Origin of the sequence: Streptomyces botrytidirepellens, assembly GCF_003721215.1 — a bacterium.
In the GTDB taxonomy this organism is placed as follows: Bacteria; Actinomycetota; Actinomycetes; order Streptomycetales; family Streptomycetaceae; genus Streptomyces; species Streptomyces himastatinicus.
On record NZ_RIBZ01000212.1, the window covers coordinates 1 to 11,889 of the forward strand.

The 11,889-nt window shown below is 70.7% G+C and carries 14 protein-coding genes; 6 read left to right on the forward strand and 8 right to left on the reverse strand.

The features are described 5' to 3' along the window. The 5 genes from EEJ42_RS16240 to EEJ42_RS16260 form a co-directional block, all read left to right on the forward strand. A partial coding sequence (locus tag EEJ42_RS16240) for an ROK family protein (RefSeq protein WP_148081973.1) occupies positions 1-372 on the forward strand: 372 nt, incomplete at its 5' end. Between the two features lie 177 nt (positions 373-549). Then, positions 550-1,674, forward strand: coding sequence for a Gfo/Idh/MocA family protein (locus tag EEJ42_RS16245; protein ID WP_123100647.1), 1,125 nt, complete (start codon positions 550-552; stop codon positions 1,672-1,674). A gap of 130 nt (positions 1,675-1,804) precedes the next feature. Then, the gene (locus tag EEJ42_RS16250) at positions 1,805-3,139 is read left to right on the forward strand and encodes an MFS transporter (RefSeq protein ID WP_123100648.1); all 1,335 of its coding nucleotides are present in this window, start codon (positions 1,805-1,807) and stop codon (positions 3,137-3,139) included. 30 nt (positions 3,140-3,169) lie between these two features. Further along, positions 3,170-3,769 (forward strand): class I SAM-dependent methyltransferase, encoded by a 600-nt coding sequence (locus EEJ42_RS16255; RefSeq protein ID WP_123100649.1) that lies wholly within the window; start codon positions 3,170-3,172, stop codon positions 3,767-3,769. Positions 3,770-3,897: 128 nt separating this feature from the next. Then, the gene (locus tag EEJ42_RS16260; protein ID WP_123100650.1) at positions 3,898-4,326 is read left to right on the forward strand and encodes a hypothetical protein; all 429 of its coding nucleotides are present in this window, start codon (positions 3,898-3,900) and stop codon (positions 4,324-4,326) included. Between the two features lie 278 nt (positions 4,327-4,604). On the opposite strand, the gene EEJ42_RS16265 is transcribed toward EEJ42_RS16260, so the two are convergent. Next, positions 4,605-5,099: an amidohydrolase family protein gene (locus tag EEJ42_RS16265; RefSeq protein ID WP_246096784.1), complete on the reverse strand. Its 495-nt coding sequence runs from the start codon at positions 5,097-5,099 to the stop codon at positions 4,605-4,607. On the opposite strand from EEJ42_RS16265, the gene EEJ42_RS52845 reads away from it, so the two are divergent. Beyond that, positions 5,093-5,290, forward strand: a complete 198-nt coding sequence (locus EEJ42_RS52845; RefSeq protein ID WP_246096786.1) for a hypothetical protein — start codon at positions 5,093-5,095, stop codon at positions 5,288-5,290. The genes EEJ42_RS16265 and EEJ42_RS52845 overlap by 7 nt on opposite strands. Before the next feature lie 234 nt (positions 5,291-5,524). On the opposite strand, the gene EEJ42_RS16275 is transcribed toward EEJ42_RS52845, so the two are convergent. From EEJ42_RS16275 to EEJ42_RS16305, 7 genes are all read right to left on the reverse strand, one after another. Then, entirely contained in the window at positions 5,525-5,797 is a 273-nt protein-coding gene (locus EEJ42_RS16275; protein WP_123100651.1) for a hypothetical protein, read from the reverse strand. A gap of 3 nt (positions 5,798-5,800) precedes the next feature. Further along, positions 5,801-6,559 (reverse strand): polysaccharide lyase family 20 protein, encoded by a 759-nt coding sequence (locus tag EEJ42_RS16280; RefSeq protein ID WP_123100652.1) that lies wholly within the window; start codon positions 6,557-6,559, stop codon positions 5,801-5,803. A 69-nt stretch (positions 6,560-6,628) separates the two neighbouring features. After that, positions 6,629-7,633 (reverse strand): TIGR03842 family LLM class F420-dependent oxidoreductase, encoded by a 1,005-nt coding sequence (locus EEJ42_RS16285; RefSeq protein ID WP_123100653.1) that lies wholly within the window; start codon positions 7,631-7,633, stop codon positions 6,629-6,631. A gap of 11 nt (positions 7,634-7,644) precedes the next feature. Further along, on the reverse strand, positions 7,645-9,045 hold the full coding sequence (gene hydA / locus EEJ42_RS16290; protein ID WP_184503114.1) for a dihydropyrimidinase: 1,401 nt from the start codon (positions 9,043-9,045) through the stop codon (positions 7,645-7,647). Beyond that, positions 9,045-10,385, reverse strand: coding sequence for an aspartate aminotransferase family protein (locus EEJ42_RS16295; protein ID WP_123100655.1), 1,341 nt, complete (start codon positions 10,383-10,385; stop codon positions 9,045-9,047). The genes hydA and EEJ42_RS16295 overlap by 1 nt, the downstream gene beginning before the upstream one ends. Continuing rightward, complete coding sequence (locus tag EEJ42_RS16300; protein ID WP_123100657.1) at positions 10,382-11,224, reverse strand: nitrilase-related carbon-nitrogen hydrolase; 843 nt, start codon at positions 11,222-11,224, stop codon at positions 10,382-10,384. Before EEJ42_RS16300 ends, EEJ42_RS16295 begins: the two co-directional genes overlap by 4 nt. A gap of 176 nt (positions 11,225-11,400) precedes the next feature. After that, a partial coding sequence (locus tag EEJ42_RS16305; RefSeq protein WP_246096787.1) for a hypothetical protein occupies positions 11,401-11,889 on the reverse strand: 489 nt, incomplete at its 5' end.

Here is an 11,889-nt window from a genome sequence, read left to right on the forward strand (position 1 = left end):
GGCCTCGCCGGGCAGGACGGGCCGCGCGGCGCCGCCGACCTGGCCCGGCTCGTCCGCGACGGCCACCCCGGGGCCGTGCGCGTCGTCCGCGAGGCCGCGGTGACGATCGGCGAGGTGGTGGCGCTGCTCGTGCACGTCTACAACCCGGCGCGGATCGTCATCGGCGGGGCGATCGCCGCCGCCAGCGACGACCTGCTGGCCCGGATCCGCGGCGTCGTCTACCGGCGGGCGCTGCCCCTGGCCACCCGCCGGCTGTCGCTGACCCAGAGTGTGCTGGGGATGTCCGCCGGTGTCGTCGGCGGGACGGTCGTCGGCGTGGAACACGTCCTCTCCCCCGAGGGCATCGGCGATCTGCTGGCGCATTCGGCCTGACCGAGCGCATTCGGCCTGACAGAACCCTTGACCCCGCCGAGAGCCGGTGCTTGCATGGTGCACCGTTTCACCGACAGCGGTTTCGTCCAACTCCGTTGCCTCCAGGTGCCGTTCTGCCGCGCCCGGCCCATCGCCGCCGCAGGTGGACAGCGCCCTGTGAAAGACCGGGAGAGAACCATGGACGAAACCACGCGGCGCGTGCCCGTCGGCGTCATCGGTACCGGCTCGATCTTCAACGCCTACGCGCTCGGCCTGTCGACCATCCCCCAACTGCCCATCGTGCGCGTCGCCGACCTCGACGGCGAGCGCGCCCGCGCCGCCGCCGAGGAGTGGAACATCCCGGCGTGGGGCACGACCGAGGAGCTGCTCGCCGACCCCGAGGTGCAGGTCGTCGTCAACATCACCCCGCCCAGGGCCCATGCGGCGCTGACCGACGCGGCCCTGCGCGCCGGAAAGCACGTGTACGTCGAGAAGCCGCTCGCCGCCACCGCCGAGGAAGCCCGGCGGAACATCGAGACCGCCCGGGAGACCGGCAAGCTGCTCGGCGGCGCGCCCGACACCTTCCTCGGCCCCTCGGGACAGACGGCCCGCGCCGCCGTCGACGCCGGGCTGATCGGGCGTCCGTTCGCCGCGTCCTCCTTCGTCCGCTCCTCGCGCGCCGAGACCTGGCACCCGGACCCGACGTTCCTGTTCACCGAGGGCGGCGGCCCGGTCCTGGACTGGGGCCCGTACCACATCGCCGCGCTGGTCAATCTGCTCGGACCGGTCAGCCGGGTGGTCGGGGCGACCACCCGCGCCGCCGACGAGCTGACCGTGACGGCCCCCGAACGCCGCGTCGAGCGCGTCGGCGTCACCGTCGACACCCACGCGACGGCGATCCTCCAGTTCGCCTCCGGCGCCCTGGCCACGGCCATGTACAGCTTCGACGTCTGGGACACCGCCCTCCCCCACCTGGAGATCTACGGCACCGAGGGCACCCTTCAGGTGCCCAACCCCAACCGCTTCGACGATCCCGTCCTGGTGAAGCGGCGCGGTGACGAGGAGTGGGCCGAACTCCCCGCCGTGATGGACCCGCTCACCCCCGCGGGCGCCCGCGCCATCCGCGGGCCCGGGGTGCTGGACCTCGTACGCCACCTCGGCGGAGACCTCCACCGGGCCTCCGCCGACTTCGCGTTCCACGTGCTGGAGGTCCTGGAGCGGCTGGAGCGCATCGCACCGGAGGACGGCGCCGTCGAGATCACCAGCACGGTGAAGCGCCCGGCGCCCCTCCTCGGCATCGACGCCGGGCCCCTGACCCGCTAGCCCGCCCCCNGATCACCAGCACGGTGAAGCGCCCGGCGCCCCTCCTCGGCATCGACGCCGGGCCCCTGACCCGCTAGCCCGCCCCCTCCCCCTCTCCCCCCACGGGACCTCATCCGCAAAGGAGCGGACGATGCTGTCTGCCCGGAAGCCCGGCGCCGCCACCCCCCACGCCTCAGAAAGTCCCGCAAGCCCCGGAACCCCCGTGCCGCCGCACGGACCGGAACGGATCGCGAAGGCCACCGGCCAGGAAGTGAACGGGGTGTTCATCACCCTGTTCATCCTCGCCTACATCGGCCTGTGGATCGCCCTGTGCACCCCCGCATCGGTCACCCTGTCCCTCCGCGTCGCCGACCTCGACCCGGAGGGCAAGGCCGGGAGCCTGTCGACCATCGCGGGCGCCGGCGCCTTCTGCGCGCTGGTGGCCAACCCCGTCTTCGGCAGGCTCAGCGACCTGTCCACGTCCCGCTGGGGCCAGCGCAGGCCGTACATCCTCGGCGGCATGGTCCTGGGCTTCGGGGCGCTGCTGGTGATGGGCACGGCGCCCAACCTGTTCGTGCTGGGCCTCGGCTGGTGTCTGGCCCAGATGCTGTTCAACGCGGCCCTCGCCGCCTCGACCGCGCTCCTCCCCGAGCGGGTGACGGACCGGTACCGGGGGCGGGTCTCCGGCCTGATGGGCATGACCACCCAGATCGGCATCGTCAGCGGCACGTTCCTCGTCCAGTTCACCGGGACGGGGAACCTGTGGATGTTCGTCGCGCCGGGGCTGCTCGGTCTGGTCATGGTCGGGATCTTCGTCCGCTACCTCAAGGAAGTCCCCCGCTCCCGGGCCGAACTCCCCCGGCTCCGCTGGGCCGACATCCCCCGGAGCATGTGGATCAACCCGGTGCGCCACCCCGACTTCGCCTGGGCCTGGTGCGGACGGTTCCTGACCTGGACCGGCCTGAGCTTCCTGACCACCTACAAGGCGTACTTCCTGATGGACCGGCTCGGCTACACCGCCGAGGACGCCAGCCCCGTGCTGTTCTGGTCGATGCTGATCCTGGCCGCCACCACCACCCTCAGCAGCTTCACCGCCGGGTGGCTCTCCGACCGCATACGGCGCCGCAAGGTCTTCGTCGCCGCGGCGTCCGTCGTCTTCGCCTGCGCCATGGTGGTGGTGGCCACGGCCCAGTCGACCGAGATGTTCCTCGTGGGCGTGGGGATCTCCGGTCTCGGCCAGGGCATGTACATGGGCGTCGACTACGCCCTCGTGGCCTCGGTCCTGCCCAACAAGGACACCGAGGCCGCCAAGGGCATGGGCGTGTTCAACCTGTCCACCACGATCCCCCAGACCATCTCCCCCGTCCTCGCCCCGCTCTTCCTCGCCATCGGAAGCGACGGCAACTACAGCGCCCTGTACGTCGCCGCGGCGGTCTTCTGCGTCGCGGGCGCGTTCGCCATCCGGCTGATACGCGGCGCACGGTGACCCGCGGCCACGTCCCCGCAGAATGACCGCATGACAGCGAAGAACGGCAGGCGATGGAACCACAACATCCATTACCACACCCGCATCCTCCGCGCGGTCCCCGACGGCGCCCGGCACGCCCTCGACGTCGGCTGCGGCGAGGGCATGCTCGCCCGTGAACTGAGGCGGACCGTGCCGCACGTCACCGGCATCGACCTCCACGGGCCGAGCATCGACCAGGCCCGTGCCCACCCCGGCGACATCGACTATGTGCTCGGGGACTTCCTCACCCATCCCTTCGCACCGGCCTCGTTCGACGTCATCGCGTCGGTGGCCACCCTGCACCACATGGACGCCGCCACCGGGCTGGCCCGCATGCGCGACCTGCTGCGCCCGGGCGGCGTCCTCGCCGTCGTCGGCCTCGCCCGCGACACCCCGCGCGACCTGCCGCACGTCGTCGCCGGGGTCGTCGTCGGCACCGCCCACCGCGCGGTGAAGGGCCAGTGGCAGCACCCGTCCCCCATCGTGTGGCCGCCGCCGGTGACGTACCGGCAGATGCGGGCGCTGGCCGCCGAGGTGCTGCCCGGCGCCCGGTACCGCCGTCACGTCCTGTTCCGCTACAGCATCGTCTGGCACAAACCGCCGCACTGAGCACGCATTTCCCGCCACCCGCGCCGAAAAGCCCCTTCCGACCAGAAGGGGCTTTCCGCATTTCCGGATTGGCGCCAACAGCGGCTGCCCCGCTAGAATTTGAGTCAGCACCAAGAAAAGGGGAAGCAGTGGCAGTTCGCTTTGTTCAGGTTCCGGAAACCGAGAAGGACAAGGAAGGAGTTCAGGAAACCGTCACACCGGTCGTCGTCAATGGACAGACGGTCGAGACGCGAATCTACGGGCGCACCGTAATTCACTGCGACATCGAACCCGATGTCACCGCGGACGTTCAGTCGGTGGAGATCGTGGTTCCCGTCTGGGCCGACGAGGAATACGAAACCGGGGAGCAGAACGAGGACGGCAGCAACACCATCGCCGTACGGCAGACCTTGAAGACGGAGCGCCGGGTCGTGGACCTGGGGCCGGATTCGCTGAAGGCCCTTCAGGAGGCACTCCAGCCCTTCGCGGTGGTATCCAGGCCCGCGGAGGAGCCCACCGCCAAGAAGCGCGGCCGCCCCGCCAAGAAGGCCGCTCAGACCCCTCCGAGCGCGAGCTAGCATTGCGGGGGCGGGAACGAAGAGCTCCCGCCCCACCAATTCCGAGAGATTTCGTTACCGCATGGTTCACCGCCCGCATTCCGGTGAGCGGTGCCGGGCCAATCCTCTCCGGTCGGAGGAAGTTGTTCCACTCGGCGAACTCGCCGACGACTTCGGATATCTGCCGACGTGGAACGCGCTACTGGACACTTCCCGCCGCCGGCACCGTGCCTCCCGACAGTGCCGTTCACCGCTGGGGCGGCGAATGGCACTGCACTCGGCATCGAGTTGGGCGCGCGTCAGCAACACGAGGTGTGGGTGTGCTCCTCCCGGTGCCACCAGTAGCGCTCCCGGGCGGGTTCCTGCGGCACGTCCGGAGCCGCGGCCGCCGCCGGGCGCGCGGAGGCGGCCGCGGTGGGGGCGGCGGTCGTGGTGGTCCGTGACACCGGCCGGTCCGCGACGAGATCGTCCACCGAGTGCACCACGCCTCCGACCACCACCTGCCGCACCGCGGCAGCGGCCGTGATGTCCCGCAGTGGATCGCCCTCCACCAGGACCAAGTCGGCGAGTTTGCCGGGCTCGACGGTGCCGAGGTGGGCACTCAGGCCCAGCGTCCGGGCGCCCGTGAGGGTGGCGGCGCGCAGCGCCTGGAGCGGGCTGGCGCCATAGCGCACCATGGCCTGGAGATTGAGGTGGTAGTAGATGCCGGGGGGAACCAGCGGGCTGTCGGTGCCGACCCCGACCTGCGCACCGCCCTCCGGCAGTCTGCGCACCGTCGCGCCGTGGCGTGCCACGAAGGCAGCTGAACTCCTCGTACTCCGCCTCGGTCAGCAGCGACGTCAGTCGCTGGTCGCCGACGGCCCACTCGGCGTACCGGTACAGCGCCGCCCGGGTGGCGGGCAGTCCCGCGCCGGAGAGGCCGAAGGTCGGGGTGAAGGCCATACCGGAGGCGATGAGCGGCTCGGTCATGTCCCGAACTCCGTGATCTGATCGAAAAGTCCGGCCGCGATCAATTGATCGTGTGCGGGGTCTACGCCCATGCCGGCTGTCTGATGTCCCACTGGGCGATCTTGCCCTGGTAGTGGGCCATCTCCCCGTCCCGCAGCACGGCGACCGTCATACGGACCTCCTGGCGCTCGGGGTGCTCCGCGAGCCGCCGACCTCGTATTCGTCACCATAGCCAGCGCCGATGGCGCGGCCCGTAACTCCCCCGCGGTCATCATGTGGTCCATCGGCAACGAGACCCCGCCGCCTCGGCGTACTTCGGTGAGGAGACGGTCGCCCGCGACCTGGACTCCGGCGACAGGGCGGCGGAGGCGTTGGTGGCCTGGCTGACGAGGATCCGCCGGGCGCCGTCCACGGCCTCCTCGGCTCCCTCGGCCGCGTGCGCCACGGAGTCGATCCCGGTCAGCCGGCCACCCAGCCACAGCGATCCCGCCCCTGCCGCCGCCGTGCCACTTCGCTCGAAGATCGCGATTGCGCTGCGAACCACGGGTCACGTCCAGTTGGCCGGTTCGGCCAGGGCGTACGACGAGGCGATGCGGTGCTGGTCGTGGAGGACCGTCAGGGTCGAGGGTCCGGCGGGCGTGCCGTCGCGCCAGGCCGTGCAGTAGATGCCGCTGGACCAGCGGATGGTCCGGGAAGTGGACGGCAGCAGGGTGATGCCCGTTGAGCTGACCGTCTTCTTGCCGTTCAGCCAGACCTCGAAGGCGCCCTGGCCGCTGTCGGCGAGCTTGAGGCGTACGACGAGCCGGATCCAGGTTCCGCGCAGGTCGGCGATGGAGCCGACGGTGCCGGAAACCGCGCGGCCGCCGTACTGGATCTTGTTGCCCATGACGAACATCAGCAGCCAAGGGCCTTCCGGATCCTCGGGGGAGAACTGCTGGAAGGTGACGTTCTGGTCGTGGAACCGCCAGTCGGAGCCCAGGTAGATGGCCTGTCCGTAGTAGCGGTCCTCGCCGACGCTCTGCGCTCCTCGGCGGAGGACTTCGGAGTGGTATCCCCCGGTCTCGTTGATGTAGGTCTGGGTCGCCGCGAGTGCGTGCGCACCCTTGTAGGCGGGGCTGTCGACGGTGGTGATCGACCCCTGTTTCTGGGCGTAGCTGTAGTCCCAGCCCTCCACGCTGCCCCGGTTCTGGAAGAACACTCCCTCCGGCAGGTCGGCGGCGGCCGCCCGGCCGGAGGGAGTGATCGCGGCGAGAGGCCCGGCTAAGCCGAGACCTCCGAGCACTGTGAGTATCTGACGTCTCTTCATGGCCGAGATGATGGGAGTAGCTGCCTCAATAATCAAGAAGCGCGCCGCGAAGAGATCCGATGACTGATGCTATCCGTTCAGGGCCGGGATGACCTCCGCGCCGTACGCGTCGATCGTCCTCTCCTTCGCGTCGTGCATCGCATACACCGCGAACTGGTCCACGCCCAGCCCCCGTAGCGCGCGCAGCTTTTCCACATGGGCCTCCGCCGGGCCCAGCAGGCAGAAGCGGTCGACGATCTCGTCCGGGACGAAGGCCGTGTCCGGGTTTCCGGCCCGGCCGTGGTGGCTGTAGTCGTAGCCCTGGCGCTGGGCGATGTACGCGGTCAGGGATTCGGGGATGGCGCCGGAGTGCTCGCCGTAGCGGGAGACCAGGTCCGCGACGTGGTTGCCGACCATGCCGCCGAACCAGCGGCATTGCTCCCGGGCGTGGGCCAGGTCGTCCCCGATGTACGCGGGCGCCGCGACGCAGATGGTGATCGCGTCCGGATCGCGGCCCGCCTCGGCCGCGGCGGTGCGGACCGCGTGGACCATCCACTCCGTCAGGAACGGGTCGGCGAGCTGGAGGATGAAGCCGTCCGCCTTCTGTCCGGCGAGGGCGAGGGCCTTCGGCCCGTACGCCGCCATCCAGACCGGCAGACGGCCGCCGTCCTTGATCCAGGGGATGCGCATCCGGGTGCCGTCCACCACGGCCTCCCGCCCCTCCGCCAAGTCGCGGATGGCGTCGATGGCGTCGCTCACCCGGGCGAGGGTGTTCGGCGTGCGGCCCGCGACCCGCAGGGCGGAGTCGCCGCGGCCGATGCCGCACACGGTGCGGTTGCCGTACATGTCGTTGAGGGTGGCGAAGGTGGAGGCCGTCACCTCCCAGGTGCGGGTGCCGGGGTTGGTGACCATGGGGCCGACGGTGAGCCGCTCGGTGTGTTCCAGGATGCGGCTGTAGATGACGAACGGCTCCTGCCAGAGCACGGCGGAGTCGAAGGTCCAGCCGTAGCCGAAGCCGTTGCGCTCGGCGCGGCGCATCAGGTCGACGACGTCCGACGCGGGCGGATCGGTCTGGAGTACGAGTCCGAAGTCCATGGCCTGGCCTCCTAGGTGAGGTACTGACAGGTCGAGCGGCGGACATACCGGCCGTGCCCGGCGCGCCCGGTGTAGGCGCGCCCGTCGATGACCGGGAGGCCGCGCGAGAGCACGGTCTCGACCTGCCCGGTGATCTGCTTGCCCTCGTAGGCCGAGTAATCGACGTTCATGTGGTGGGTCTCGGCGGAGATGGTCTGCTGGGCGGCCGGGTCGTAGATGACGATGTCGGCGTCCGAACCCGGCGCGATGGTGCCCTTCTTGGGGTAAAGGCCGAACATCCGGGCCGGGGTGGCGCAGGCGATCTCGATCCAGCGGCGGCGTGTGATGTGGCCGTCCACGACGCCCTGGTGGAGCAGGTCCATGCGGTTCTCCACGCCCGGCATCCCGTTGGGGATCTTGGAGAAGTCGCCGCGGCCCATCTCCTTCTGGCCGGTGAAGCAGAACGGGCAGTGGTCGGTGGAGACGACCTGGAGGTCGTTGGTCCGCAGCCCCCGCCACAGCGCCGCCTGGTGTTCCCGCGGCCGCAGCGGTGTCGAGCAGACGTACTTGGCGCCCTCGAAGTCCGGTTCGGCGAGATTGTCGGTGGACAGGAACAGATACTGCGGACAGGTCTCGCCGAAGACCGGCAGCCCCTTGTCGCGCGCCTGCGTCAGCTCCGCGACGGCCTCTTCCGCCGACACGTGGACGACGTACAGCGGCGCCCCGGCCACCCGCGCCAGCTGGATGGCGCGGTGGGTGGCCTCGGACTCCAGCAGCGCCTTGCGGACCTCGCCGTGGTAGCGGGGGTCGGTCCTGCCCTCGGCGAGGGCCTGTTCGACCAGGACGTCGATGGCGATGCCGTTCTCGGCGTGCATCATGATGAGCCCGCCGTTGGCGGCGCCGCGCTGCATGGCGCGCAGGATCTGCCCGTCGTCGCTGTAGAACACGCCCGGGTAGGCCATGAAGAGCTTGAACGAGGTCACGCCCTCGTCCACGAGGAGGTCCATCTCCTTCAGGGAGCCCTCGTCGACATCGGACAGGATCATGTGGAAGCCGTAGTCGATCGCGCAGTTGCCGCCCGACTTCAGATGCCAGGCGTCCAGGCCCTCCCGCAGGGCGTGCCCCTTGGTCTGGATGGCGAAGTCCACGATGGTGGTCGTGCCGCCCCAGGCCGCGGCCCGGGTGCCGGTCTCGAAGGTGTCGGCGGCGAACGTCCCGCCGAACGGCATCTCCATGTGGGTGTGCGGATCGACACCGCCCGGGATGACGTACTTGCCGGTCGCGTCGATCGTACGGTCGGCGGTCCAGCCGCGCGCGACGTCGCTGTCGGACGCGGCCAGCGCCACCACCCGCTCGTCCTCGACCAGGACGTCGGCGTGGGTCTCCTCGGCGGCGGTGATGACGAGCCCGCCGCGGATCACGGTACGAGGCATCAGCCCACACTCCTTCCCGACTGGGTGGTGTTCAGGGCGGCGGTGTGCAGGGCGGCTTCGAGGATGTCAGCGCCCTCCTCCGCCTCCGCCACGGTGAGGCTCAGCGGCGGGGCGATGCGCAGGACACTGCTGTTGTGGCCGCCGCCCTTGCCGATGAGCAGCCCGCCCTCGCGGGCGGCCTCCAGGACGGCCGAGGCGGCCTCGGGTGCCGGGTCGCCGGTGCCCGGCTCGACCAGCTCGACGCCGATCATCAGCCCGCGGCCGCGGACTTCGCGTACGCCGTCGAGCCCGGCGCAGGCCGCGCGCAGCCGCTCGATGAGCAGTCCGCCGACGCGGCGGGCGTTGCCCTGGAGGTCGTGCTCGACGAGGTGGTTGAGGTTGGCGAGACCGGCGGCCATGGTGACCGGGCTGCCGCCGAAGGTGGAGATGGAGTTGGCGCTCAGGCAGTTCATGACCTCCGCGCGCGCCACGACCCCGCCGATCGACATGCCGTTGCCGATGCCCTTGGCGAAGGTGAGGAGGTCCGGCGGGCCCGCGGCGTCATGGGCCTGCCAGCCCCAGAAGTGGTCGCCGGTGCGGCCCCAGCCGGTCTGCACCTCGTCGGTGATCCACAGGATGCCGTGCCGGTCCAGCACCTCCCGGAAGGCGGCGAACAGCCCGTCGGGCGGGGAGGTGAAGCCGCCCACGCCCTGGACGGGTTCGGCGATCAGCGCGGCGACGTTGCCGTGCGCCTGGCCGAGGATGTCCTCGAGGTCGGCCACGCACGCGTCGATGAACGCGGCGTCCGACAGCCCGGCGAACGGCCCCCGGCCCCGCACCCCACCGTGCACGTACAGCGTCTGGAGCGGGGAGATGCTGGTCGGCGACCACGAGCGGTTGCCCGTGATGCCGACCGTCGAGAACGACCTGCCGTGGTAGCTGTTGCGCATCGCCAGGATCTGGTTGGAGCGGCGGTACGTGGTGGCCAGCAGCAGCGCCGTGTCGTTGGCCTCGGTGCCGGAGGTGGTGAAGAAGACCCGGGCGTCGGGGATGCCGGACAGGTGCGCGACGCGCTCGGCGAGGTCGACCATCGGGCGGTCGAGGTACAGCGTGGAGCTGTGCAGGATCCGGCCCGCCTGCTCGGTGATGGCCTTGGTGACCTCGGGCAGCGCGTGGGCGGTCATGGTGGTGAGGATGCCGCCGAAGAAGTCGAGGTAGCGGTTGCCGTCCGCGTCCCAGACGTGGCGCCCCTCGCCGTGGGTGATCTCGATGGGGCGCTGGTAGTACAGCGCCAGCCAGTCCGGGAGGACGGCCCGGTGGCGTGCGTACAGCTGGTCGCCGGTCGTGGGCTCGCCGGTCATGGCTTCACCAGCTCGTCGTAGGCGTCGGGGCGGCGGTCCCGGTAGAAGGCCCATTGCTGCCGCACCTCGTCGATGAGGCCGAAGTCGAGGTCGCGGACGACCAGCTCCTCCTTCCTGTCGCTGGCCACGTCCCCGACGAACTGGCCGCGCGGGTCCACGAAGTAGCTGGTGCCGTAGAAGTCGTTGTCGCCGTAACTCTCGGTGCCGACGCGGTTGATCGCCGCGATGTAGTACGCGTTCGCGACCGCCGACGCGGGCTGCTCCAACTGCCACAGGTGCGACGACAGCCCGCGGGAGGTGGCCGACGGGTTGTAGACGAGCTGCGCGCCGGCCAGCCCCAGGGCGCGCCAGCCCTCCGGGAAGTGGCGGTCGTAGCAGATGTAGACGCCGACCTTGCCGACGGCGGTGTCGAACACCGGCCAGCCCAGGTTGCCCGGCTTGAAGTAGTACTTCTCCCAGAACCCCTTGAGCTGGGGGATGTGGTGCTTGCGGTACTTGCCGAGGTAGCTGCCGTCGGCGTCGATCACGGCCGCGGTGTTGTAGTAGAAGCCGGACTGCTCGACCTCGTACACCGGGACCACCATGACCATTCCGGTCTCCCGGGCCAGTTCCCGCATCCGCCGCACCGTCGGCCCGTCCGGGACCGGCTCCGCCCACCGGTAGTGCTCCGGCTCCTGCACCTGGCAGAAGTACGGGGCGTTGAACACCTCCTGGAAGCCGATCACCTTGGCCCCCTGGGCGGCGGCCTGCCGGGCGTGCTCCTCATGCTTCGCGATCATTGATTCGGTGTCGCCGGTCCAGGTGCACTGGACGAGCGCGGCACGTACGACGTTGGCCATGATCAGCTCCTTCACAGCAGGGCTCCGGGGGCCTGCCCCCGTCGTCAACCTGTGTCTACGCACGTAGAATCTCGCTGTGGTGAAGAACGTAGAAGCGCACTCACCACTCTGGCAATACCGCCGCCGTTACTCAACGAAAACCATCACTTTTCGTGTGATGTCGGGCCCGGCAGGGATCAGGTGGCGCCGTGTATGCCCGCCACGCGGAGGGCGTGGGCGAGATCGTGCTGGCTGCCCGGCGACACCGCGCTCGCCGCGTCCAGCAGCGGCGGCACCAGCGCGCCCGGGTCCTCGGCCGCCGCCTCGGCCACCTCGGCGGGCGTACGGGCCCGTATGAACGCCGTCAGCAGCAGCGCCACCTCCGGGTGCGCAGCGCTCTCCAGCAGCGCGAGCGCCGTCTGCGCCACCTCGGCGACGGGCCGCGCGACGCTCTGCCGCAGCAGCCGCTCCCCGTCGGACTCGCGGCCCGCCGCGATCAGCGCCTCCGCGGCGGCGGCGAGCGGCTCGGGCGGCAGACAGGCCATCTCCCACAGCAGCGTGGCCACGTCGGCGCCGAGCCCCGCGCGCTCCAGCTCGGCCGCCAGCACCGGCAGCCGCCCGGCGGGCCACACGGCCGTCTCGCACAGCACGGCGTGCGCCTCCCCGCTGCGCCCCTCCGCCCGCAG